Source organism: Rothia sp. HMSC069C01 (assembly GCF_001814655.1).
GTDB classification, from domain to species: Bacteria; Actinomycetota; Actinomycetes; order Actinomycetales; family Micrococcaceae; genus Rothia; species Rothia dentocariosa.
In genome coordinates this window covers 687,432-711,803 of sequence record NZ_KV817408.1, presented here as the reverse complement: position 1 = coordinate 711,803, position 24,372 = coordinate 687,432, and the positions used below count along the sequence as shown (strand labels likewise).

The window sequence follows — 24,372 nt, the reverse complement described above, 5'->3', positions numbered from 1 at the left end:
CCTATGACCCTAAGGAGTCTTCATGACAGCGACCGCATATGATCCGCGGGAAAAGCTCACGGCCGATATCGAGCGTGCAGGTTTCTACCCAGATCTAGTGCGTGACATTGTTGATGAAGCCCTTGCTGGTTTAGAACCAGAATCCCATTTTGTGCAGGTTGAAACGCATTTTAGCCATAATAATTTGCACCGCCATATCACGGTTTTAGTTGTTAGTGGATCTCTGTTGATTCTGGCGCATTTAGACGACCAGCATCTTGAAGAAGAGGGGCAGCAGACCGTAGCTCATGTGGGCGTTGAAGCGGTTAAACTGAGTTCTCTGCGCGCCGTCACCATTAGTTACGGGTACGATAATCCGCAGGCATATAAGCCCGGAACGGTCCCCACTGAACTTTCGATGCGGATAGCATGGACGGGCTCGCTGCACCTGGAACTGGCACCCGCTACCTGCCCCGATCCGCACTGCACCGCAGATCACGGGTATAGTGGTGACGCCAGCCGAGAAGATTTAGCCCTGCGCGTCTCGGCAGCAGCGGACGGTCCCGAAGCTATCCTTCAAGCACAGCAGTTCGCCCGCGCCCTACACCGCGCACATATTCAGGTGAGCGAAAGCCGCTGATATGTCAGAATACCTCGATTACGCTGGAAATCCGGTCCCCCCGCCACCTGGCTATGGAAGCAACAGCGTGGCAGATGTTTTCGAATCGGCCGCATCATTGGTAGCGCAAAGAAGCTTACCGCGTATTCAGCACCCCTTGGACGATGAACAAGATTTCAGTCTGGATGCAGACCCGCTCAACCTGGCACAGCGACTAACTGAAGCTGGGGCTGACCCTAACAGATTCCGTAATATCTGCCTGATCATGGTCGATGGTCTGGGAGAACAACTGCTGCAAAGCTACGGATCTTATGCGCCTTATCTAAAGAAAACAGTCTCTTTAGGGGCATTGGATGCGGCATTCCCCACCACGACTGCAGCGTCGCTGGGTTCGTTGGGCACCGCCTCCGCACCGGGGGCTCATGGGATTGCTGGCTATGAGGTTCGCAACCCCACGACGAATACCGTAATGAACCATCTTTCGGGGTGGGATAAGAATGTTGATCCGCACGCCTGGCAACCCCTGCCCACCGTTTTCGAGCGGTACTGTACCGATAGGCGCGTGGTGACGATTTCACTGGAGAAATACCGGGGGAGCGGACTCACCGAAGCAAACTTGCGCGGCGGCGAATTTGTGGGCGCAGCCGACTATAACGCTCGTATCACTTATGCCTGCGAACTTCTGGCCTCGCGCACACCGACCTTGATATATCTTTACTGGGGAGAGCTTGACCAAGCGGGGCATCGCTACGGTGCGGGAAGTAACGAATGGCTTGAACAACTTGAAGAACTTAATCTGGCACTGCGCCGCCTTGCCGAACGTTCCCCGGCGTGGGCTGGTATTTTCCTCACGGCCGATCACGGCATGGTAAATGTTCCGCAGGAAAACCGCATCGACTATTCGGCGACCAAAGAACTTCTGGAAAATGTTGCTATGACGGCAGGGGAACCGCGAGCAGTACAGCTCTATCTGCACGATACTTCACCGGATGCCCGCCGCCAGAGCGCACAATATTGGGTTCGGCACTGGGGTGAGCACGCTTGGGTGCTAGACTCGCATGACCTGTATGAGCGGGGCTACTACGGCCCGGTAATTCGTGATGCAGCGCGAGAACGAATTGGCGATCTGATCGTTTGCGCTCGTGATGATTATGCGCTCTACGATATGCGCCGCCAGAAGGGACGCGCACTCGCTATGGTGGGGCAGCACGGTTCGCTGACCGATGCGGAGCGTCTTATTCCTCTGCGGTATCTGCCGACCTCGTAACGTCAAGGACGACAGGCTAAATTGTCTGTGTCTTCAGGAATCCTAGTAAGAAATTACTACTATTTGCGCCCGCCGAAAAGGATATCGTCCCATGCGGGAATGCTTCGGCGCTGCTTCTTCGAAGAACTGGTCTTGTTCCCATCACGATTGTTTTGGTGATGCTCGCCTTTGGGCTCCGGAGTGTGATGAGCATGCTCGGGCTTTGAAGCCACAGAGTCGTCGTTGTCATGCTCATCAACGGATTCAACTGACTGCGGGGTATCTGGTTCAGGTTCATACACTTCCGGCTCTTCCACTACGGGAGTAACTGGGCGTACCGAGCGGGCGCGTTCGAGAAGCTCATTGAGTTTACGTTCGTCACGGCTTTCGCCCTTCAAAGAAGAGGTAGGCGCATTAACGTGTACCGGAGTCGTATGAGTAGTCACAAGCCGCTGCTGCACCGGGGCGGTTGCCTCCGGATGCTCTTCGTGCTCTTCATCTTCGCCGTCTAAAGAAGTTTTCTTAGCCGCAGCTGCCACCGCAGCCGGGCTTCCCATCAGGAAGTATGCTGCCTCATTTGATGCGTACAGCCCTTGATTAGCCGGGTTGTAGGTCCAACGAGCGGGGAACCGTACCTTTTCAGGCAGGTGGGAGCGTGCCTCGTCGGAGACCGCAAAGTCGGCTTCAACCCGCCACTGCCCGTTTTCTTTCTGCCGAGTTTCCCAATCCTGGGTGGCATCCTCAAAACCGTGCTGGTGCGCAATCTCAGCAATACGAGCCGCGAGAGTGACAGGAATTTGCCCTATGCCAGAAGCTGAATCACGCCGTCCCACTTTCACGTTTTGAGCGGCGCGAATAATGTGCGAGCGCTCCGCCACGATAGGCCACTCGTACCTGCGCACGCGCTCTGGTTCCCAGCCGGATTCTTCAGCAATTTCTTCTACGCTTGCACCCTGTCGGAAACGAGTTTGAATATCACGCGGACCGAAAGACCCCTTAGTACCTCGCCCGCGAAGCGGCTGGATGCGTCGTGCCTTAGTGATGCTTGTGCGCAGATTCGCGTCAATTGGAAGGAGAAACCTAGTGCCGTCAGCAGACTCAAGCACCAGATTTTCACCGTCATCATGTACGCCAATCAGACGCAATTCAAGCATAAGAACCTCCAAATTCATGGGTGGGGCAACACCACAACCATGCCGTTATGCCGGTTTAAAAAACATAAAGTTACCTACCAAGGGTACCGTGAGAGCCGCAAAAAACGGTAGTAAAACCCCCAAAACATCGTGAAAAAATCCTAAATTGATATCTTTCAAGAGGCCTTTATGACGGCTAAAAGTTCACTAACTGCGTCCCGATTAGACAAAATGGGTATCAATAGTGAACAATACCTGCATGCCGCCGTCGCATAACACGCCGATATGTGATGGGGTACTACCTATTTAGACCACCGTGGGCGGTAGGATTTCAGCCCACCAAAAACGACGGAGCGTGATAGTTTGGCAACTGATTACGATGCACCCCGCAAGCAGGATGACGAACAGAACGAAGAATCCTACGAAGAGCTGAACGCGCACCGTTCGGAGATGCAGTCCGGGGCGGTGGATGAGGATGAGAATACTGCGGCAGAAAGTTTTGAGCTGCCCGGTGCAGATCTCTCCAATGAAGAGCTCAACGTAGTGGTTTTGCCCGCACAGGAAGACGAATTCACCTGCGCATCCTGCTTCCTGGTTCGTCACCGCTCGCAGATTGCGCGTGAAGAAGACGGTCTGTTGTACTGCGTAGAATGCGAAGGATAAGAAGCTAAACCATACGACTCAAGGGCGGTTTCCTCAGGGAGACCGCCCTTTTAGCTGCAAAGAAAACTAGCCGTTTAGAATTTCGGCTATTTTTTCGGGATTACGGGTTGAGGCAATCCAGTAGGGGGTTGGATCGGCAGGGTCGGTAATATCGAGGCGGATTTTTGGTGTAATCCAGCCGCGAAAACACATATATGCGCGCCCATCAAGGTCGGGACCAGCCGCAATACGGGCCTGTTCGCCACGAAATGCTTGTGTTTCACCCACATAAGCACGCTCAATACTTGCTCGCCCCACACGAACCCAATCCTGCGATATTTCGATAGTGGGCGCGGAGAAATATAAAATCCACCCGAGAAGAAGCGTAACAACGACAGCAGCAATAATACCCACCGGAATACCAATAGGGGCGCCCACCAGATAAGATGCACCTCCGGCACACAGCGTGAGAAACCACATGCCAGGTCCAGGAGAAAGACGCTCATAATAGAGCGTATGAGGTGACGAAGAAGCCATCGTAATAGTCCTTCTAAGCTTGTTGGGTACCTGTTCAGATGGCGTCTAGAAAAAGAGTGTGTGCACCATCTGGGCAGAAAATCATATTCAACATTCTAACCGAGGTTATTTTCTGCGCACTCCAGCACCGTGCAGTACTTATGTGAAACTCCTGTACGCTAAGGGGGTAGAGATGACGTAGCCCCGTATGTTCGGTAGAGTGAAAGACATGATTAATCCCATTGATGTCCAGATTAAAATGCTTGATGCAGAGCTCCCAGCACCGTCTTACACCAATCCTGGCGATGCGGGCGCAGACCTGCGTTCACGAGTGGATTTTGCACTGGCGCCTGGAGAGAGAGCACTTGTACCTACCGGTATTGCTATTGCTCTTCCCGAAGGATATGTAGGGTTGGTGCATCCGCGTTCGGGGCTTGCTACTAAACACGGCATCACAATTGTTAACGCACCGGGAACTGTCGATTCTGGGTATCGCGGTGAACTTATGGTAACGCTATTGAATACGGATCGTGCAAAGTCTTTCCAAATCAAGCGTGGTGATCGTATTGCCCAGCTTGTCATTCAGCGTTATGAACACGCTAATTTTGTGGTGGTAGAGAACCTTGACGAAACCGAACGAGGATCTCAGGGATTCGGCTCAAGCGGCTTGAAATAATCTTTTACCGCGTAATTCGGCAGATAATAGACTTTAATCGCACAAAGAAATATACAATATCTGCATACAATATGAGACGCACTAACATCTACCAGTAAGGGATATTCAGTGTTTGGTTTTGGCAAGAAAAGCTCTGACGATGAGCGTAAGAAAGCAGAAGAGAAAACTACTAAGGTTACTTCTAAAGACTCCAAGAAAGAAGATGCTGAGCTAACCAAAGCTAAGTCTAAGTCCAGCCTTAACAAGGTTGATCGTGATGATGAAGAGCCCGAGGTAGTTGTCTACGACCGTTCTGAAGGCCCTCACGATATTGGTGAGGTTGATGATACTGAAGAATACATCGACCTTGGTGCTCTATATATTAAGATGCTTGACGGTCTAAACCTGCGTCTTGAGATGGACGAAGGTACGGGAGCTGTAATTGCCGCAACCTGTATTCGTGCTGGTGGAACCCTCCAGATTCAGGCGTTTGCAGCGCCTCGTAGTACTGGCATATGGGACGATATTCGGCATGATCTTGCCGAGTCTGTAGCATCGCAGGGTGGAACCGCCGAAATGTATACGGGTGAGTTCGGCGCCGAGATGCTGACCCGCCTTCCCGCTACGACTGAGGACGGGAAACGAGGGGAGCGCATCGCACGATTCGTTGGCGTCGATGGCCCTCGATGGTTCTTACGCGGTGTTATTTCTGGCGAAGCCGTTCTAGGTAATGAAGAAGCTGCTGAAGCGATTGAAGAGGTCTTCCGTACCGCTATTGTCAATCGTGGCGACGACCCCCGCCCGCCACGTGAGCTATTACCCATGACGATGCCGGAACAGATATATGCCTTAGACGACTCAGGTGATGAAGAGCAGGAACCTGAGGAGCAGGAGAGTAGTCGAGAGACTGAAACGAAGAAAAAGAAGAACGAGGATAAACGCGAACTACGCCCAATGCCTCGTCGCGGACCCGAGATTACAGAGATTGGGTAATGCCGCGCATAGATAACAGCCACGCTGCACCCGGTTCGGGGACTTCTTCTCAAGTTGAGGCGGAGTACCCCGAACGTTTTCGTGTTCGCCTAGCTGGCCGTATCGATCAGGTGTGGATTCCTGCTGTTCACGATAAACCGCTCTACCAAGCAGAACTTATCGTGGCGAAATCAAAACCGCTTCAATGGGCCAGTCCTCTAGCTCTGATTGGCATGCCCATTGTTGAGCCTCCTGGCGAAGACTTTGACGATGAGCAGGAAGACTCGCAGAATGCTGAGACCATTATGTCTGATGGAGACCAGCAACAATCAGTTTTGGGGAAGAACCCCATGACGGAGAGTTTAGAAGTGCGGTTCCCCTCACGTCCGCCGTTTTCTGTGGGAGAAAGAGTAACCCTTATTTGGCATGGGCAGCGTGTGGTTCCTGGTTTACTGGCGGGGTGCCTGCTGCGGTGCTCTGGGGTTATCTCAACGCACACGTACCCACCCGTGATGTACAACCCCCGATACGAGATTGTTCCCCAATACTTCTTAGAAAAGGATCCGCGACGTGGTTAATACTCCACATGACCCTCAGCATTTGAATAACCAGTATGCCTCTGATGCCCAGAGTGCAGAGACAAACTCGATATCGGGGCAAGAAGCATTAGGTAAGAGCCTGGGTGTTTCTTTGGGAGGCAATATCCGCCGTACAGAGTCAGGTCATGTGGATGTGCTCCATGCAATTGGCGGGTGGCGTGGACTCGTAGAAACCTCTCTGCCTTCATTACTCTTCCTTATCTTCTTCACGGTCACCAAAGATTTAAACTTGGCATTGGTTATCGCGGTGGCAGCTGCAGGTATTTTTACCGTGCTGCGCCTTGTACAGCGCAGTAAACTCATACCTGCGGTGTCGGGTATTGTGGGTGTTGTAATTTGTGCTTTCACTGCTTTTCGCACGGGGAACGCCGCCGACTACTATTTGCCGGGGTTTTGGACGAACGGTATTTACAGTGTTGCGTTCATAGTTTCGATTATCGTGGGTTGGCCTCTGGCGGGGCTCATTTTCGGGTATATCAGGGGAGAGCAGCTTACCTGGCGACATAAACCCGAACGTTTGAAAGCCTATAAGTTGGCAACGTGGATTATGGCGGCTGTCTTGCTGTTGCGACTTGCGATCCAAATACCGCTTTACTATATGAACGCTACCGAAGTTTTAGGTGCTATGCGCATCGTTATGGGGCTGCCTCTGTACGCGGCGGGTATCTGGCTGGCGTGGCGAGTATCTGATCCAGCTGAAACATCATAGGTAAGTGCCACTGGGCACATATTGCTATAGGCTCAGAAGACAAACGACCTGCGTAAGCAAAAGGACGCTATAACCCGCTCCTATATTTCGCGCGTTTCAGCTGAGAAATAGCTCGTTTTCGTTGGTTCTCTAGGAGGGGAGAGAGATAATCTAGGCGAAGAGCGCCCGAATCTGATCTTCTCCGTCAAGCGTTGTGATGAAGAAAAGTTCGTCGCCGCCCTCAATAACAACATCGGCGGAAGGGGCCACCGGAACGCCATCGCGCAAGATGGCGGTGAGTACCGTATCGGTTGGCCACTGCACATGGTCTATCCTGTAGCCAATCACAGGATGATCGAGCGGTACCGTATACGCCGCCAACGTCGCCCCGCCGGCCTGAAGCGTAAGCAAACGCACCACATCGCCCACCTCGACGGCTTCCTCCACGAGAGCTGTCATCAAACGCGGAGTGGAAACTGCCACATCCACGCCCCAGGCATCATCGAAAAGCCACTCATTCCGGGGATTATTCACACGCGCTACAGTGCGTTGTACACCAAACTCGCTGCGGCACAGTAGAGACACCATCAGATTAACTTTGTCGTCACCGGTGGCGGCAACAATCACATCAGCAGTATTCGGGTGAACCTGGCGCAAAACAGATAGCTCACAGGCATCACCAATATGCCAGCGCACCCCCGGCAGGTCGGTACGTTTTTTCATCTCAGGCTTGGAATCAATAATAGTGACCGTGTGCCCATTCGCCTTGAGCTCCTTAGCGATAGATGCTCCCACGGAACCGGCCCCAACAATAAGTACCTTCATGTTATAAGCTCCTTATGCTTTCGGGCGACGGCGATCGCCGGGGTGCTGCGCCGGGTCTATCGGCTTCGCATGGAACCAATCCAGCCGCGGATCGGTACTGTACTCGACGTCTTCATCAGTACGAGGCGACCGCGAAAGAATCCGAGAGACTTCGTTAATATCGTCCGTGCGCATCATAATGTGTACGGTATCTCCCTGCTGATAGGCGGTATCTGGGCGTGGCAGCATGCCTTCACCGAATCGGGTAATGTAGGCGATGCGCACCCCGGCAGCACGCTCAATATCCACGAGTGCATGACCTGCCCATTGTTCATGCAGTGGAATCTCAGTAAGCATGAGCCTGCCCGATGGCTCCCGAAAATCCCCCTTGAGTGCCTGCTCCGGTAACAGACGACGAAGCACCTGATCCGTTGACCACCGAACGGCGGCTACCGTGGGAATACCTAGACGCTGAAAGAATTCAGCACGATTTGGGTCGTAGACTCGGGCAACAACATTTTTTACTTTGAAAGTCTCACGCGCCACGCGGGCGGCAATAATATTTGAATTATCTCCCGAAGATACAGCAGCAAAAGCGTACGCGTCCGAAATACCCGCCTGTTTGAGCGTTTCTTGGTCAAAACCGACACCAGTCACCAACTGCCCGCTGAACCCCTTACGCAAGGGCTGGAAAGCTCGCTCATCCTGATCGATAACGGCTACCGTATGCCCCGAAGCCTCTAGAGTACGGGCAAGCATAACTCCCACACGACCAGAACCCATAATGACGAAATGGGGCATGTGCTTTCCTCCTCAACAGACGACCGGTTTTCCTGTTAAGTGTACCGAGTAAGACCTCTAAACGCCCGATGACCTGCGAAACACGCGGCAAATAAAATTGAGCTTTACCCCGCAGGCGGATAGCCTTAAACCTGTGAAATATCGTTGGGAAAAAATTCGCAGCGCCTTCACCGGTAAGCCGGTAGATTCGCGTCAAGTAGCGGCCATGTCGCTGCCTAAGCGTTTTGCCCTACCCCTTTTCGGCTCTGACGGTATTTCATCTGTCGCATACGCCGCCGACGAGATTATTCTGATGCTCGCCGTTGCGGGTAACGCAGCCATTGTCTATGCCCCTTGGGTTGGGTTAGCGGTCGCCGTCGTAGGTCTTATGATCGTAGGAACCTACCGATACAACATTAATCAGGTTGCTGCTGAAGGCGATTTTGAACTAGTGCACCGGCGGTTGGGCAGTAAACCCGCCGTTATTTTGGGAGCCTCGGTACTTCTTGATTTCGTGCTTACGGTTGCCGTTTCCATGTCGTCGGCTGCAACATTCCTGGTGGCACTTTACCCAGAATTACAAGATCATCGCAGCGCCATCGCAATACTGCTCATCATTATTTTGACCGTAGTGTCTCTGCGCGGTCTACAACTCATGGGAAAGATAGCACACTGGCCGCTCTATATTTTCCTCGCGATCCTAGGCGTTACGCTGTGCATTGGAATTATCAAATCCTGGATGGGTGTGCTCGCTAAAGCAGAATCGGCAAACTACTCGGTACTCCCCGAAAACGTCGATTCACAGCTGATTGGCATAGCGTTCTTCTTTTTGATCTCACGGTCTTTTTCAGCGGGTGCCGTTGCGCTCTCCGGAGTTTCCACGATCTCAAACTCCGTGCGTTTCTTCCGGCGCCCCAAAAAACATAATGCCGCCCTCACCCTCATGATTATGGGTACCATAACGGGTGTGCTTCTCGTCAGCATACTTTACATAGCCCAAGTTACCGGCGTTACTATGGTGCATGACACCACACAATATTTGTTGATTGAGGGGCGCGAGCCGGGCGAATTCTTCCACCAGAAACCCGCGCTCTATCAGATAGCACTCGCTATCTATGATGGTGCCCCGCTCATACCTCAGCTGCTTGTTTTTGCCACCGTTGCAGTGCTGACCATAGCGTCTTTTACAGCTTTTATTGGTTTTCCGTTGAGTTCATCTGCTCTCGCTGATCGCAGGTATCTGCCAGTTCAGCTACGGAGTATCAACTCTGTGGGCCTCTACCGTAACGGGGTTCTCTTGCTGGCCGTTATGGCAACATGTCTAACGTTGCTTTTTGGCTCGGATATTTTCTCGCTCATTCAGCTCTATCTCGTGGGTATGTTCCTCTCGATGCTGCTCACTCAAGGATCGGTAGTGAGCTACCGCATCCGAAAACTGCGCATTACACTGGCATTTACTTCGCGCCGACACCTGATCCGTGACTTAGCCGTCAGTATCATCGGGGTTATCGTGACCGCCGCTGTACTCATTACCGTTGTTGTCACTAAGTTCATGGCAGGTGCCTGGCTTTCGCTTCTTATAATCGCTACCTTGTTCGGGGGCATGATGATAACCCGTAAACACTACGATGCCGTAATCAAAGCAGCAGAAATACCATATGAAGATCTAGAAACCGCCGATCTATCCTCGCTGCCTTCACGGGTGCACGCCATTGTTTACACGAAGGACCTCAACAAACCCGTGCTTCGTGCCCTAGCCTATGCGCGCGCATCCCATCCTTCAACGCTGGAAGCTCTGACCGTTAATAACGACCAGGCCACTCTTGACGATGTGAAGACTCGCTGGGATCGCATGCGGATTCCTGTACGACTCTCGGTGATTGACTCACCCTACCGCGATACCGTCCAAGCCGTACATAACTATGTGCGCCGTATTCAGAACAATACATCGCGGGATGTTATTGCTGTTTACATTCCAGAGTTTGTTCCGGAACATTGGTGGCAGCGCCTCATTCATCCGCGAACTGTCAAACAGCTTAAGAAAGTTTTAGAGCAAGAACCTAATGTTATTCTTGTGACTGTTCCGTGGAGCATCCATGAGAATGCAACGCCCATTGATACCGAGGACATTGATACCTCCGTTCACTCCCATAAAAACGATACGATGTATCGGGGCTCAACCCACACAGAAGAAACGTGATATTCCATGAGAACCCTTGAGATTTTCTCATGCTTATGACAGGGTTGAACGGTTATTTAAAAATAAGCGGTGTAGAATGCTTCACATCAGAATTCTGTAAGGAGAAGACGCGTGAACACCCCTGAAACCAGCACAGTACGTGACTCCGGTGCGGATAACGTTACCTCGGAGCAGGGGTACACTATAGGCGATCTAATCCAGGTAACCTGTGAGACACCCGCCCACGGAGGTGCACTCGTTGCACGTACGCACGCCGGGGTCGTTTTCGTACGGCACGGTGTAGTGGGTGAAGAAGCCCAAGTTCGGATTACCGCAATAGGCCCAAAAAACCGTTTCTACTTTGCAGATGTTGTAGCCGTCAAAGTGCCTGCACCAGTGCGCCGTAAGCATCCCTGGGCGCAGGCAGATGCCCTCAAAACCCCCGAAGAACGTCAGAAACTCACCGGCATAGCAGAGCTTCTTGGTGGGATGGAATATGGACACCTAGAACCCTCTGAACAACGGCGTTACAAAGCCGAGATCGTACGAACTCAGCTTCATCGCCTAGGCGGCATCCCTCTAGAATCACCACTCTTAACAAACCTTATCGTTGAGTCTATGCCTAATCGAGACCTCGTCGAAGGCGACCTCTCCTGGCGATCTCGTATACGGTACACCACCGCTAAAAGCGTTGAAGACGGTACCACGTATTGGCGCATCGGCATGTACCCCTACCACAGCTCGCAGCCGGTACCCGTCGTTGATTTTCCCCTCGTGGCACGCGAATTACGTGATCTAGAACTTCACAAGCTCAACCTGCGGGGCGTTCGAGAACTGGAAGCAACACTGTCTTCACGTGGGCGTATTCTGCTCCAATTCATGGTTGACCCCCGGTTTGAGACAACCCATGTCGCCAAAGAGATTGAAAGGCAGTGCATCCAGCTTTGGGGCGAGCTTGCTAAGCGTAAAATCTCGCTTTTCTTCACCCCCTATAGCGGATCGAAAGCAAAACCGAGCAAGCGTTCGGGGCAGCCCAGCGTGCATAGCCCTTATCGGCGTGTGCGTCAGGGAGATATACTCCTTGGCGGTGGGTTACGTTCCGTAACCGAAGAAGTAAGTTTTGGTCCGCGAAGGTTCAGCTATCAGGTCTCCGCAGGTGGCTTCTGGCAGATTCACCGCTGTGCCCCCTCAACTCTCATGGGCACCATGTTAACCATGCTCCGCCCAACCTTAGGCGAATGCGCCCTCGACCTATACGCCGGTGCTGGGCTATTTACAGCAGCGCTCGCGGATGCTGTCGGATCAGAAGGAACGGTTATCAGCGTTGAAGGTTCCCCGGTAACGCACCGTGATGCGCGTTCCAACTTCGCGCCGGATGGTCCTTCCCGAAGCGATAACTCCAAGGAAACCCGTGTTGAGGTTATTCGCGGAGACGTTGCACAAAGCCTTCAAGATCTTAAAGCAGCACATAGCCTTGGTCAGATACCTACCCCGGATGCCGTGGTACTTGACCCATCTCGCGAAGGGGCAAACCGCAAAGTTTTGGAACGCCTCAACGAACTCAAGCCCGGGCGCATTCTATATGTGGCATGTGATCCTGCAGCCTTGGGACGCGATACAGCTATTTTGCGTGAACTAGGCTGGGATCTCGTACAGGTACGGGCATTTGATATGTACCCTAATACGCATCATGTTGAGACACTCGCTCTTTTTCACCGTGCGCCTGCGCGTATTCGTCCAGCGCGTCTGTCAAAACGTCATAAGTAAATTCTCGTAGAGACAGCAAAACTGTATGTACCTAAGATGGCGAACACGGTAACCATGACTTTTTTCGGCAACCTTCAAATGGGTATATATAACCTAACCCGTTAGAATTTAACTGTTAGACCTAGAGGTACATTGTTGACCTCAACCGTGCAGAAGGAGAGTGTATGTCTGCTGAGAACGAGGCGAACAAGGAATCCTCAGGGCTCTTGTCCGATATTCGTGAACCTCGGGATTTGCGCCCCCTCAGCTACGAGCAGCTGCGTGAACTCGCTGAAGAGATCCGTCAGTTTATCGTAACGAATGTTTCTGCAACGGGTGGTCATTTAGGCCCCAATCTTGGCGTTGTTGAGCTGACTCTTGGTATCCACCGTATTTTTGATTCGCCCCACGATTCTATTCTCTTTGATACAGGGCATCAGTCCTATGTACACAAGCTGGTGACCGGTCGTCACGCCTTTGACACCCTGCGCCAAAAGGGTGGGTTGTCGGGGTACCCGGATCGTGGCGAGTCTGAACACGATATTATTCAGTCCTCGCACGCTTCATCATCAATTTCCTGGGCTGATGGTATTTCACGCGCCTACGCTCTCAGCGGAGAAAATGACCGCTATACGGTGGTTTTAATCGGTGATGGTGCGTTGACCGGGGGCATGGCCTGGGAAGCCGTGAATAATATCGCCGCTGACCGTAGTCGTAAAGTCGTTATTGTAGTCAATGACAATGGTCGATCGTATGCGCCTACTATTGGCGGTTTTGCTAACCAGCTGACGGCACTTAAGCACGAGGTGCAGCAGCAGGTTGACCGTATGCGTCTTGACCATCGATATGATCGGGCGCTTGATGCTATGCGCCGTGGTCTGCAGCGTGGTGGACCGCTGGGGCAGATGATTTACCGGGGGCTGCACGGTATGAAGGTTGGTATTAAGGACGTTGTGGTTCCCAAGGGTATTTTTGAAGACCTCGGCATGAAATATGTTGGTCCAATTGATGGGCACGATCAAGAAGCTGTTGAGACCGCCTTGCGTGCCGCTAAGAGCTACTGCGGACCGGTGATTGTGCACGCTATTACAGAGAAAGGGCACGGTTACGCTCCGGCACGTGCGAATGATGATGATCAATTCCATGCGGTAGGACGGATTGATCCTCTTACCGGCAAGCCTGTCTCAACCAGCACCGAAGAGTCATGGACGAGTGTTTTCGGTCGTGAGATCAAACAGATCGCGGATGAACGCGAAGACATTGTGGGCATTACCGGTGCCATGCTCATTCCTGTTGGCCTACGTGAATTCGCGCAAGCGCATCCGAACAGAGTCATTGATGTTGGTATCGCAGAACAGCACGCCGTTGCGATGAGTGCGGGCTTGGCATATGGCGGTATGCATCCTGTGGTGGCACTCTATGCAACATTCTTAAACCGTGGCTTCGACCAGCTCTTGATGGATGTTGCTCTTCACAAGGCGGGCGTGACTCTGGTTCTTGACCGCTCCGGCATTACTGGACCTGACGGTGCAAGTCACCACGGCATGTGGGACTTATCGCTTCTGCAGTTTATTCCTGGGTTAAACTTGGCGGCCCCACGCGATGCTGCGACGCTTCGTGAAGCGCTTCGTGAAGCCGTTGCTATTGATGATGCGCCGACCGTTGTTAGGTACCCAAAGGGGTCGGTGGGTGAAGATATCGCTGCCCTGGAACGCCGCTCTGACGGGGTGGATGTGCTGACCCGCACCGGGCGGCCGCATCCTGAAACTGGGCAGCGCGATGTGCTGTTTGTTGCCGTTGGCGCTATGGCACGGGTAGCGCTCGAAGTGTCTGAGCGCCTTGCCGAGCAGGGCATCCATTCGACGGTGATTGATCCGCGATGGGTTATGCCGGTTCCGCATTCGGTGGTGGATTTTGCGCGAGACCACCGCATCGTTGTGACTCTCGAAGATGGTGTGCGCGCGGGCGGTGTGGGTTCACGCATTCGCCAAGAGATGCGTGCGGCTGGCGTGGACACGGCGTTGAGTGAGCTCGGCTTACCGGCAGAATTTATACCGCATGCGTCACGTGAGGAAATCCTGGAAGATGTTGGTTTGTGCGCGGAAACCATTACTGCCGATATTCTCGCCCAGCTTGCGGGCGATAAGGTTCCCTTCGCACGCGAAGAAGGGCAAAAGCCTCGGCATACTCAGTAATTTTTTGTGGTACTTGACCGAGTGCAAAAAAATAAAACGTTGGGGTGTGTAGATTTTCACACACCCCAACGTTTTTATTGACATGAAATCTAGACGTTAAAAACTAACGTGCCGCCAATACTAATGTGTGAAAGATACCTAGCCCCCAACAATGATCCTACCGTCTTTCACCTCTGCCTTATAGGATTTTAACGGTGACTCGGCCGGTCCGCCTTTGACTGAGCCATCGGCGAGCGCAAACTGAGAACCATGGCAGGGGCACACAATTTGGCTGCTGTTTTGTACGTTGAGTTGGCAGCCCTGGTGGGTGCAGGTGGAGCTAAAAGCCTTGAAGACACCGTCTTCAGGCTGAGATACGATAACGGTAACACCGCCTTTGGTAAGTTTCGCCGCTTTGCCGACGGGTACCTCCGAAACTGCCGCGATATCGGTGGGGGACTCTGGCCCGGCAGCACCGTTACCGCCGCCTCCTCCACCACCGCTGGAACCTTCGGCACAGGCGCTTAAAGCAAGAGCCCCTGCGGTAGCTGTGGCCCCCGCTACGAGTGCATTTCGGCGCGAAAGTTTATGCTCCAGCTGCTGAACGCTCTGAGAGTTTGGCTCGTGCGCAGAAATTTCTAATTGTGCGCACGAACAGGTGCACGATGGTACTTCGTTCATCGTTCCTCCTTGAATTCCCCGGTGTGTGAAGCCGGGCTTGTGTGATGCTGAGGCGACCGTACCTGTGGGATAGCTGCGTCGCTCTCTTATAAATCTAGAGGATAAGTCGTATGCACGCGAATAAGCCGTTTTGTTGTGTGGCGCGCGCCTCCATATTTTTCTTGGGTTGAGAGATCCATGTGTTAAGGCATTAGCCAAGGTGTCGCTGGAAAACTTCATGAAGATCCGGGGCGAGGATTTCAATCTGCCACGGGCGCACATCATGCGAGCGAAGAGCCTCAAGAAGGGCCTCTTGAGAGTAAGGCTCGGGCGGATCCCAGCACAGACGCCGTATGCAGTCAGCGCTAATAATATTCTGTGCTGGAATATTGAGCCGCTCTGACTCCCGTTGTACTATCTTCCGCACTTCGCTAAGAATCTCTAGTGAAATAGGGCGTTTCGTTTCCCAAGCCTTAAGCGGGGGAGGAGCGGTTGCCGGAATGGTGTAGGGCGCCGGGTCCTCACCCCGAGAAGCTGATACTATCGCACGCACCCAGCGGGGACCTTCACGTTTCAACAGTCGAGTACGGAACCCCGGAATCGCCATGATAGCTGGTACATTACGAGGCATTTTCTGCGCAGCCTCAACGAGCGCGGCATCTGAGAGTAAAGCCTTAGAATCTATATCTTTCTTCTGCGCTAATTTATCGCGCTCGAACCAAAGATTCCGCAGGGCTGTTAGTTGCGGTACAGACCGGAGTGTGTTCCGCCCCTTCGTTTTCCTCCACCGTTCGGCTTTCTTCGCGGCAGGGTCAGCGGGCGGCAGCGAACAGAGATAGGCAAATTCCTGTCGGGCATACTCAAGTTTTCCCTGGTCTTCTAAAACCTCTTCCAAGGCATCGCGTAAATCTGCCAGTACATCAACATCAAGGCATGCATAGTTGAGCCAAGACTCTGGCAAAGGACGTTGTGACCAGTCTTCTTGGGAGTGCTTTTTCTCAAGTTTGTACCCCAGAAGCTCTTCGACAACAGCTCCCAGGTTCACCCGTTCCAGGCCCGCTAAACGTGCACCGAGCTCGGTATCAAAGAGAAGACGCGGTCGCATTCCAAGAAGATCCAGACTTGGAAAATCCTGGGTTGCCGCGTGAATAATCCATTCGGCATCTGCTAGAGCATCGTTGATGATCCTAAGGTCAGAAAAAGCTTCGGGATCGATCAGGTAGAGCTTATCTTCGCGTTTCAGCTGCACCAAGAAAGCCCTGATCCCGTACCGTATACCCTGTGCGCGTTCCGTATCGACTGCAACCGGACCGGATGCAGCACGCAAAGATTCAGCAGCACGTTCAAGCGCCCTCTCCGTGTTGATAATGGAGGGGACCGGAACTGACGGGGTAGTTAGCGGAATAACATCAGGAACCGTGAAATCAGCAGGTAATCCGAGCATAGGGGGGAGTTTGATAGGCTCGGTACTCGGGCTGAGACTCATCTGAAAGTGGTTCCTTGAATATCCGTTTCTGGTAGCTCCCTCGACGGGGCTGAAAACAATAACTCCACCATTCTACCCGTTGCCGCTGTGCGTTACATGTTTCTTCAAATATACCGAAAACCCAAGGACCGGCACCGGGCTAACAGCAGTATTGTCTCGTAAATAGCTCTAGCTTACGACTTCTGCGGTTCCAATGTGAGACAGACAGAATTGATGCAATACCGCAGATCAGTCGGAGTATCGTATCCTTCGCCTTCAAACACGTGACCCAGATGCGAATCGCAGGCGGCGCAACGTACCTCTACTCGGCGCATCCCTAACGTGGTATCTTCCAGATACCGCACACGATCTTCGGCGAGTGGAGCGAAGAAAGAGGGCCAGCCGCAGTGCGACTCAAACTTCTCAGCAGAGCGGAAAAGCTCGGTACCACAGGCTCGGCACGAATATACACCCTCGGTTTTCGTGTCCCAGTATTCGCCGGTGAAGGCTCGTTCGGTGCCGCCTTCACGCAGCACCGCGTATTCTTCGGGTTTGAGAACTTCACGCCAATTCTTCGCAATTTTACCGGCACCCGGTAGTGAGTTTCCCACTGCTACTCCTTCAAATCTTCTCTTATGAGCTGTCGTCGTTATAACGGTTCTGGCTCGGGTTTTGTTCCCGATGGTACAGGTCCGTGACCCACTCGGTGATGGCCAGGGTCAAGCCGTTTATCCGCACCTCGTAGCTGCTGCGCTGACGCATCCCTAAACGTTGGGCCACCGCCGCTGATGCCTGGTTGTGGGTATGAACAACAGCGAAGACTTGCTGATGCCCAGCTTCCGCAAGCTCACCCATTACCTGCTGGGCGGCGCGGGTGGCGATGCCCTCACCCCAGAAAGCGCACCCAAGCCGCCAAGCCAGCTCAATCTCTCCGACCGGACCCCAATCATTCAACCACCGGTGGGCTCCGGTGAAACCAGCCACCTCACCGTTGGTCAGCACCGTGTAGAGGCAGAAACCTTCCCGCTCGTATTCGGTGCGAGTCCGCACCACCATATCCTCATAGTGGGCGAGTGAATCTGCGGGGCGCCCCAAATACTCCATGACGCGCGTATCCCTGAACAGCGCATACCATTCGGCGGCGTCCTCCGCTGCAGGGATCCGCAGCTCAAGACACGGCTGCTCAGGCGCGAAGAGGCGCATAGTTGCCGCCAGTGAGTTTAAGCAAGTCGGCGGGGGAGAGCTCAATATCAAGCCCGCGTTTACCGCCAGAGACCAAGATAGTTTGATACTGCTCAGCGCTGGCATCCAAAAGCGTGGGGGAAGGAGTTTTCTGCCCTAACGGCGAAATACCACCCACCACATATCCAGTGCGGCGCTCGGCAACCTTCGGATCGCACATGGAGGCGCTCTTCCAACCAAGTGCGTGTGCCGCCGCTTTCAGGTTTAGCTGCCCACTCACCGGCACTACCGCCACCGCAAAATCTTTGTCATGAACAATAAGAAGCGTTTTAAATACCTGCTCAGGATTGGCGCCAAGTTTCTGCGCGGCCTCCAACCCAAAGGAGGTTTCTCCCTCCACATGCTCGTACTCACGAATCTCAAAAGGAGTCTTAGTTTCCTTCAAGAGCGCGACCGCAGCGGTGGAGGCACCTTTCTTGCCGCCTTTATTCTTTTTAGCCATGAAGACTATTCTACGAAAACGTGAGGTGAACCCCTAAGGTATGTATCACCTTTACCTGCGTAGGGATGGGATGCCTGCAAGCGTTAGGCTACACAACGTTTTCCAGCATAGCGGGTTTCTGACTAGGAGAATTAGCCGATTCATCTTCAATTGAGATACCAAAGTTGGTGACCGTACTCAGATCGTGCTCTGTCATGGTTGTGATCCCGGCACCGCGGCCAGCAGAATTGAGGATTCCAGATCCCACAATATTGCCCTGAGCATCGTAAAACCAGAGTTTATAGACCTTTCCTTCGGGCAGCGCAGGCAGATTTGTCGTTGAAACACCCGCCATGTTGTGGGAAGGGGAGTACATGACCGATACTGGCATACCGTTGACTTTACCTTGGGCCATTGAAAGGTCAGGAGCCATGCTGATCTGCTCGACGATCGACTGGTCGCCGGGTCGTGCAGTTGCCGGATGCGCTGGGGTCGAAGAGGACACCCTCGCGGCTTGAAGCTCCTGGGAGGTACGTTCTAGTTGCTGATGCTGCGTGAAACCCCATATGCCCAGACCAGCAGCGATAATAATACTTGCCGCAGCCGTCATGCGAGATGGTGAGAATTTACCCTGAGCCCCGAACCAACGCCGTTTAGCTCGTGCATAAGCGGAATCCTCTGAGTCTGCGATAGCTTGAGCGTTGTCTGCATTATCTGATGCAAAGTAACCTTCGGAATTGGCATGATAACTCTTATGCTCGGCATTCACATCATCTGTACCTAGCTCATTAGCTGACTGGATTTGCTCGGTATGCGCAACCTGCGCCATCACACGAGCTTTAAGCTCAGCGGACGGCTCATGCGGAGTGAGTGAAGCACCAAAAACCTCAGAGAGGACCGCAGCATCGGCCTTAGCATCTTCGCGTTCGTGTTTGGGGGCCCACGATTCAAACGCTATACGTTGCGTTGGTGAAAGCGTGTGGAGGGCGTAGTCGAGTTTATCGGGGAAATCTTCGGGATAGTCTTTAGTGCTCACGGGTGCCCTCCAATCGTTCACGTAGTTTCTGCATGCCAGCGCGCATGCGGGTTTTGACAGTTCCTAGAGGAATGCCCGTTTCATCGGAGATCTCGCGCTGTGATTTACCTCCGAAATATGCCATAGTGAGCAGCTGCGCTTGTTCGCGTGGAATACCCGATAGAGCATGATGAACCTCCTCCGTATCCATAAAAGCAGCTATTGCGTCATCAACATGATGATAAGATTCGCGATACTCCTCAAGACCGCGTGTGAAATCACGTTCTGTGGAGGCTGCAACGGAGCGCACCCGATCAACCGCACGGCGGTGAGCAATAGTTGCAGCCCACGACAACACAGTACCCCGTTCTGCACGGTATAAAGGCGCTTTTTGCCATATTTCTAGAAAAACTTCTTGAGTAACTTCTTCCGCATGCGTTCGGTTATGAAGAATGCGGTTAATAAGCGCGTACAGACGCGGAACGAGGGCATCGTATAGAGCTTCAAAACAGTGTTCGTTTCCTGCGGCAGCACACTCCATCAACGCAGTTAAGCGCTGATATTCCTGAGGAATTTGGGTGGCTTTTTGAGCTTCTTGATACGCCGAAGTCACCTGACGATCCAAAAAAGTCATGGTCATATCATCTCACGCCCTATGATGACATTGGATTATTGTGTCGGTGATAAGCGAAGTTTAGGTATGTTTTACACCCTAGAAAATATTCCAGGGTGTAAAGCAGCATACCGGCAAAATATTACTTCGACATGGCGGAAGCCGAAGGAGACATCATGGCGTCTTTGTTTTCCATCTTGCCTTCTTTGTCACCGTCCATCTTATTGTCATCATGCTTCATGCTGTCATGATCTCCCTGCATTTTATCGCCGTCCATCTTGCCGTGGTCGCCTTCCATCTTGTCCCCAGACATGGCAGACTGGCTTGGCATAGCTGAAGGCGACATCATAGCCTCTGAACTCATCATGGCAGAAGAAGAGGGGGTGGATGATGCAGAAGAGCTCGACGATGCGCTCGGCGATGAGTTCTGATCAGAAGCGTTAGAAGAACATGCAGAAACACCAGCAACGAGGGCTAGAGAAACAGCTGCAAAAGATGCAGTGCGAAGAATAACGGACATACGTAACTCCAATCTTATATCGGCACAGGTAACGCGGAGGAGCGCCCGTACCATTGCAAAATATTCAGAATCCTAAACTGGACTCATTAGGTATTCGGAACATTCAGCCCGCTCGGATTGCAAAACCTCAGAAAAATTTTTAAATGATGTATCCGACTACCTCTCGCAACACCTTGAGAAAAACATCCATGAGCTTGAATATTGCGCAGTAAAAGGCCTCATCAAGATGCTGTCAATTGTGCAGGCATCGCTATAAAAATAATTTCAACCAAACCGAAACCACAGTTCGTTCCGAATATAACCATGACAACACGCGGGGCAGCATCGCCTCGCATTACCAATCCATGAGGAAGAATAACTATGCTGTTATCGCTCATCATCCTTGGCATACTCGGTGGTCTCATCACTGGGATCTCGCCCTGTATCCTGCCTATCTTGCCCGTTATTCTCGTCACTGGCGGTGCAGATTCAGCGCGCACTGCATCTACCGAATTTGGACAAACAGGCATAGCAAAAGATTCTGCGGACAATATGCAAGCCTTATTCTCGCGCAGAAGCGCAGTTATCGGAAACGCAGCTCCAGCACCCATGCAGCGTACTGCATCACGCTGGCGTCCCTATCAAGTTGTAGGCGGGCTTGTTCTGAGCTTCAGCCTCTTTACCCTGCTCGGTTCGGTTATTCTTGCTGCCCTGCACTTGCCGCAAGATACGCTGAGGATTTTAGGTATCACCTTCCTCATTATTGTTGGGCTGAGCATGCTTATACCCCCGTTGGAGCGCATGCTTGAAAAACCTTTCGCGAAATTCTCAAAGTTCGGAGCGAAACGCAGCACCACACGTGGCGGCTTCCTCATGGGGCTTGCTCTCGGTCTCGTCTATGTGCCCTGTGCGGGTCCGGTTCTTGCAGCTATTACCCTTGCTGGCGCAACTGGAAACATCGGTATCGAAACCGTAGCACTCACCCTATCTTTTGCTTTCGGAACAGCTATTCCGTTGTTGATCTTTGCTCTTGCGGGGCGGAGCATTGCAGAACGAGTTAAGACGTTCCGCACCCACCAGCGTGGAGTGCGCACCGCCTCGGGTATACTCTTGATCGCTCTTTCAATCGGACTAGTATTCAACGTTCCCGCCCAGCTGCAGCGCGCAATTCCGAATTATACGGAAGGGATTGAGCAGACTATCAGTCAAGATACGCAGAATAATATTATTTCTTCTTCCACCGGTGGGTCGATAAGCTCGTGCCGACCCGATGAAGAAAAATTGCAGGACTGCGGCTCTGCCCCGGAATTAGCAGGTGGCACGGGTAACTTCAACACTGAGAATCAGCCAAGTCTCGCTCATATGCGTGGAAAGGTTACACTCGTTGATTTTTGGGCATACTCGTGCATTAACTGTCAGAGGACGGCACCGCACCTGAATGAACTCTACGCCAAATATCATGATTATGGTCTAGAAATAGTGGGAGTACACACGCCGGAATATGCGTTCGAACACGAAGGTAAGAACGTCCAGGCAGGCATTGAGAACCTAGGTATTAAATACCCGGTAGTTCAAGACAACGACTATGCTATTTGGCGTGCTTACAGCAACCGCTATTGGCCTGCACACTATCTCATTGATAGTGAAGGTAAACTTCGTGCTGTTCACTATGGTGAAGGTGGGCATAAGGTGACTGAGGCACAGGTACGCGAACTTCTCAAAGCTGCAAACCCACAAGTGCAGCTTCCAGACCCTATTCACAAGGATGATGTACAAGAGGAAACACAAAACGCGCATGATGCGCGAACCCCTGAAACGTATCTAGGCTCTAAACGCGCAATGTACTTTGCGGGGCAAGAAAGCTACGCTAACGGAACCCGAACCTTCAAACCAGCAGATCGTCTAGCTGTTGACCAATACGACCTCAACGGTACGTGGTCCATAACCCCCGAACGTATTGAGCCTCAAGGAAACGACGGCACTTTGCGGATTAACTATCGTGCCCACGGAGCGCAGGTTGTTGCCGGCGGCAGCGGTACCATCGAAGTGCGGCGCAATGGTACAACGGAAAAGATTCACGTAGACGGCGCTCCCAACGCCCACCACATTGTGCGCGGCGATGAGCAAAGTAGCGGAGTTATTGAGCTCAAGGTCTCGCCCGGAGTGCAGCTGTACTCGCTCACCTTCTCATAAGTCTCTGCCGAATCTCACACAGAATTCACCCCTGACGACTAAACCCGGGACTGTGTTTTCAAGGTTTTAGATCACACATGACTAAAACCACGTAAAACGCATAGTCCCGGGTTTTACTGTGTTTTCACCGCATCTGTACCCGAGGGAGAGAGCACTCCGAGTACCGGGCTGCGGCAAGCGCAGCACATCCGTACTAAACTTAAGACAAGTAACATAGACGTCACTCAGAAAGTTATATCGTGCCCGTCACCTACGAACACCTTACCGAACGTATCCCAAACGTCTCAGCAGAAGAGCTTCTCGCTGGATTTCGTCCCTCAGAACGATTCGGTGAAGTGTCATTCGACAGCTATATTCCCGATCCAAACCAGCCCTCCCAAGCTGAAGCAGTACAAAAACTCAAAACCTTCGGCGATAAAATCAACAAAGGAGGAAGTTCCAGCGGGTTCTTCGGCAAACTTTTTGGCGGTAAAAAGAAAGACTCCGCAAAATCCGGGCTCTATTTAGACGGCGGCTTCGGTGTTGGGAAAACCCACCTTCTAGCCTCCCTATGGCACTATGTTGACGGACCCAAAGCCTTCGGTACCTTCGTCGAATACACCAACCTGGTTGGTGCCCTCACCTTCCGCAAAACCGTAGAAGCGCTCAGTGGGTACAAGCTCGTCTGCATTGACGAATTCGAGCTTGACGACCCCGGCGATACTGTCCTCATGTCCCGCTTGATGCGCGAACTCGCAGATGCTGGCGTCAAACTCGTAGCAACCTCCAACACTCTACCCGGTGCCCTCGGCGAAGGACGCTTTGCCGCCGAAGACTTCAAACGTGAAATCCAAGTACTCGCCGAACAATTCGAAGTGCACCGTGTGGATGGTGAAGACTTCCGTCATCGCGGTCTTCCAGCTGCACCGGAACCCGTAACTCCCGACGCGTTCGACGCTAAGGTTGAGGAAGTATTCTATGGAAAAACCGTGGGTATCGATACCTTCTCAGAGCTTGTCGAACACCTAGCGAAAGTGCACCCTTCCCGTTACCGCCAGTTTATCGACGGTCTGCAGGGTATCGCTTGGCGCGATGTACACCCGATTACCGAGCAAGCGGTAGCGCTGCGCTTTGTTGTGCTCGCTGACCGTCTTTACGACAAAGACCTGCCGATCGTCTCATCCGGTGTACCCTTCGACCAGGTCTTCACACCCGAAATGCTTGCTGGCGGTTACCAGAAGAAGTACTTCCGTGCCGTCTCGCGTCTGACGGCGCTCGCTCGTGAAGGCTTGCTAGGGGAATCAGACGCTTAGACTTCATGGCATTGCGGTATAGCGTAGAATGCTGTGCTTGATATTTGCGACCTTATTTGTGTAGAAGGTCATAAGGTTTTTGGTACTGACGCTCGGCCTAAAAAGTGTGGCAAAAGATTTGGCAAACGATGAAAAAACCCGTATAGTATTTATCTGTCAGTGTGACGGGTAAAGCCTGTTGTTGATGCTTGAAAAGCACCTGATAAGCGGTTGTAGCTCAGTTGGTAGAGCACCACCTTG

Annotated in this window: 24 protein-coding genes; 12 read left to right on the top strand and 12 right to left on the bottom strand. The window is 52.5% G+C overall.

The window, feature by feature from the left end:
* Positions 1-22: 22 nt before the first annotated feature.
* A complete protein-coding gene (locus HMPREF2981_RS09785) occupies positions 23-619 on the top strand; it encodes a DUF5998 family protein (RefSeq protein WP_070662711.1) in 597 nt (198 codons plus the stop codon).
* Between the two features lies 1 nt (position 620).
* Complete coding sequence (locus HMPREF2981_RS09780; protein ID WP_070662709.1) at positions 621-1,865, top strand: alkaline phosphatase family protein; 1,245 nt, start codon at positions 621-623, stop codon at positions 1,863-1,865.
* 59 nt (positions 1,866-1,924) lie between these two features.
* Here the strand turns inward: HMPREF2981_RS09780 and sepH are convergent, their stop codons facing one another.
* Positions 1,925-3,016, bottom strand: coding sequence for a septation protein SepH (gene sepH / locus HMPREF2981_RS09775; RefSeq protein WP_070662706.1), 1,092 nt, complete (start codon positions 3,014-3,016; stop codon positions 1,925-1,927).
* Positions 3,017-3,340: 324 nt separating this feature from the next.
* Between sepH and HMPREF2981_RS09770 the strand changes: the two genes are divergently transcribed.
* Entirely contained in the window at positions 3,341-3,640 is a 300-nt protein-coding gene (locus tag HMPREF2981_RS09770) for a DUF4193 domain-containing protein (RefSeq protein WP_004004482.1), read from the top strand.
* Between the two features lie 66 nt (positions 3,641-3,706).
* Here HMPREF2981_RS09770 and HMPREF2981_RS09765 read toward each other — a convergent pair whose 3' ends face one another.
* The gene (locus tag HMPREF2981_RS09765) at positions 3,707-4,156 is read right to left on the bottom strand and encodes a DUF3093 domain-containing protein (protein WP_070662703.1); all 450 of its coding nucleotides are present in this window, start codon (positions 4,154-4,156) and stop codon (positions 3,707-3,709) included.
* A gap of 208 nt (positions 4,157-4,364) precedes the next feature.
* Between HMPREF2981_RS09765 and dut the strand changes: the two genes are divergently transcribed.
* The 4 genes from dut to HMPREF2981_RS09745 all read left to right on the top strand — a co-directional run bounded on the left by dut (position 4,365) and on the right by HMPREF2981_RS09745 (position 7,070).
* The gene (gene dut, locus HMPREF2981_RS09760) at positions 4,365-4,811 is read left to right on the top strand and encodes a dUTP diphosphatase (RefSeq protein WP_238382320.1); all 447 of its coding nucleotides are present in this window, start codon (positions 4,365-4,367) and stop codon (positions 4,809-4,811) included.
* 108 nt (positions 4,812-4,919) lie between these two features.
* Positions 4,920-5,783 (top strand): DUF3710 domain-containing protein, encoded by an 864-nt coding sequence (locus HMPREF2981_RS09755; protein WP_070662700.1) that lies wholly within the window; start codon positions 4,920-4,922, stop codon positions 5,781-5,783.
* Positions 5,783-6,340: an asparaginase gene (locus HMPREF2981_RS09750; protein WP_070662697.1), complete on the top strand. Its 558-nt coding sequence runs from the start codon at positions 5,783-5,785 to the stop codon at positions 6,338-6,340. Before HMPREF2981_RS09755 ends, HMPREF2981_RS09750 begins: the two co-directional genes overlap by 1 nt.
* Positions 6,333-7,070, top strand: coding sequence for a DUF3159 domain-containing protein (locus tag HMPREF2981_RS09745; RefSeq protein ID WP_070662695.1), 738 nt, complete (start codon positions 6,333-6,335; stop codon positions 7,068-7,070). Before HMPREF2981_RS09750 ends, HMPREF2981_RS09745 begins: the two co-directional genes overlap by 8 nt.
* A gap of 150 nt (positions 7,071-7,220) precedes the next feature.
* Here the strand turns inward: HMPREF2981_RS09745 and HMPREF2981_RS09740 are convergent, their stop codons facing one another.
* Both HMPREF2981_RS09740 and HMPREF2981_RS09735 read right to left on the bottom strand, forming a co-directional pair.
* Entirely contained in the window at positions 7,221-7,874 is a 654-nt protein-coding gene (locus HMPREF2981_RS09740; protein WP_004004494.1) for a potassium channel family protein, read from the bottom strand.
* A 12-nt stretch (positions 7,875-7,886) separates the two neighbouring features.
* Positions 7,887-8,654: a potassium channel family protein gene (locus HMPREF2981_RS09735; protein WP_048751600.1), complete on the bottom strand. Its 768-nt coding sequence runs from the start codon at positions 8,652-8,654 to the stop codon at positions 7,887-7,889.
* Between the two features lie 97 nt (positions 8,655-8,751).
* Between HMPREF2981_RS09735 and HMPREF2981_RS09730 the strand changes: the two genes are divergently transcribed.
* The 3 genes from HMPREF2981_RS09730 (at position 8,752) to dxs (ending at position 14,753) form a co-directional block, all read left to right on the top strand.
* Complete coding sequence (locus tag HMPREF2981_RS09730) at positions 8,752-10,833, top strand: APC family permease (protein ID WP_070662692.1); 2,082 nt, start codon at positions 8,752-8,754, stop codon at positions 10,831-10,833.
* Positions 10,834-10,944: 111 nt separating this feature from the next.
* Positions 10,945-12,579 carry a class I SAM-dependent RNA methyltransferase gene (locus tag HMPREF2981_RS09725; protein WP_070662687.1) on the top strand — a complete coding sequence of 545 codons (1,635 nt, stop codon included), beginning with the start codon at positions 10,945-10,947 and terminating at the stop codon, positions 12,577-12,579.
* A gap of 164 nt (positions 12,580-12,743) precedes the next feature.
* Positions 12,744-14,753 carry a 1-deoxy-D-xylulose-5-phosphate synthase gene (gene dxs / locus HMPREF2981_RS09720; RefSeq protein ID WP_070662684.1) on the top strand — a complete coding sequence of 670 codons (2,010 nt, stop codon included), beginning with the start codon at positions 12,744-12,746 and terminating at the stop codon, positions 14,751-14,753.
* 138 nt (positions 14,754-14,891) lie between these two features.
* Here dxs and HMPREF2981_RS09715 read toward each other — a convergent pair whose 3' ends face one another.
* The 8 genes from HMPREF2981_RS09715 to HMPREF2981_RS09680 all read right to left on the bottom strand — a co-directional run bounded on the left by HMPREF2981_RS09715 (position 14,892) and on the right by HMPREF2981_RS09680 (position 20,668).
* On the bottom strand, positions 14,892-15,413 hold the full coding sequence (locus tag HMPREF2981_RS09715) for a Rieske (2Fe-2S) protein (RefSeq protein WP_048779146.1): 522 nt from the start codon (positions 15,411-15,413) through the stop codon (positions 14,892-14,894).
* A gap of 190 nt (positions 15,414-15,603) precedes the next feature.
* Positions 15,604-16,878, bottom strand: a complete 1,275-nt coding sequence (locus HMPREF2981_RS09710; RefSeq protein WP_004004500.1) for an HRDC domain-containing protein — start codon at positions 16,876-16,878, stop codon at positions 15,604-15,606.
* 173 nt (positions 16,879-17,051) lie between these two features.
* Positions 17,052-17,468 (bottom strand): peptide-methionine (R)-S-oxide reductase MsrB, encoded by a 417-nt coding sequence (gene msrB, locus HMPREF2981_RS09705; protein ID WP_048779143.1) that lies wholly within the window; start codon positions 17,466-17,468, stop codon positions 17,052-17,054.
* 22 nt (positions 17,469-17,490) lie between these two features.
* The gene (locus tag HMPREF2981_RS09700) at positions 17,491-18,060 is read right to left on the bottom strand and encodes a GNAT family N-acetyltransferase (protein WP_070662681.1); all 570 of its coding nucleotides are present in this window, start codon (positions 18,058-18,060) and stop codon (positions 17,491-17,493) included.
* Complete coding sequence (ybaK, locus tag HMPREF2981_RS09695; RefSeq protein WP_013398935.1) at positions 18,041-18,541, bottom strand: Cys-tRNA(Pro) deacylase; 501 nt, start codon at positions 18,539-18,541, stop codon at positions 18,041-18,043. Before ybaK ends, HMPREF2981_RS09700 begins: the two co-directional genes overlap by 20 nt.
* 88 nt (positions 18,542-18,629) lie before the next feature.
* Complete coding sequence (locus HMPREF2981_RS09690; protein ID WP_070662678.1) at positions 18,630-19,556, bottom strand: anti-sigma factor; 927 nt, start codon at positions 19,554-19,556, stop codon at positions 18,630-18,632.
* Positions 19,546-20,169 (bottom strand): sigma-70 family RNA polymerase sigma factor, encoded by a 624-nt coding sequence (locus HMPREF2981_RS09685; protein ID WP_238382318.1) that lies wholly within the window; start codon positions 20,167-20,169, stop codon positions 19,546-19,548. The genes HMPREF2981_RS09690 and HMPREF2981_RS09685 overlap by 11 nt, the downstream gene beginning before the upstream one ends.
* Before the next feature lie 121 nt (positions 20,170-20,290).
* The gene (locus HMPREF2981_RS09680) at positions 20,291-20,668 is read right to left on the bottom strand and encodes a hypothetical protein (protein WP_246825449.1); all 378 of its coding nucleotides are present in this window, start codon (positions 20,666-20,668) and stop codon (positions 20,291-20,293) included.
* A gap of 360 nt (positions 20,669-21,028) precedes the next feature.
* Here HMPREF2981_RS09680 and HMPREF2981_RS09675 point away from each other — a divergent pair, with 360 nt between their 5' ends.
* The gene (locus HMPREF2981_RS09675; RefSeq protein WP_070662672.1) at positions 21,029-22,840 is read left to right on the top strand and encodes a cytochrome c biogenesis protein DipZ; all 1,812 of its coding nucleotides are present in this window, start codon (positions 21,029-21,031) and stop codon (positions 22,838-22,840) included.
* 239 nt (positions 22,841-23,079) lie between these two features.
* Positions 23,080-24,132, top strand: coding sequence for a cell division protein ZapE (gene zapE, locus HMPREF2981_RS09670; protein WP_070662666.1), 1,053 nt, complete (start codon positions 23,080-23,082; stop codon positions 24,130-24,132).
* The last annotated feature ends 240 nt before the right edge of the window (positions 24,133-24,372 follow it).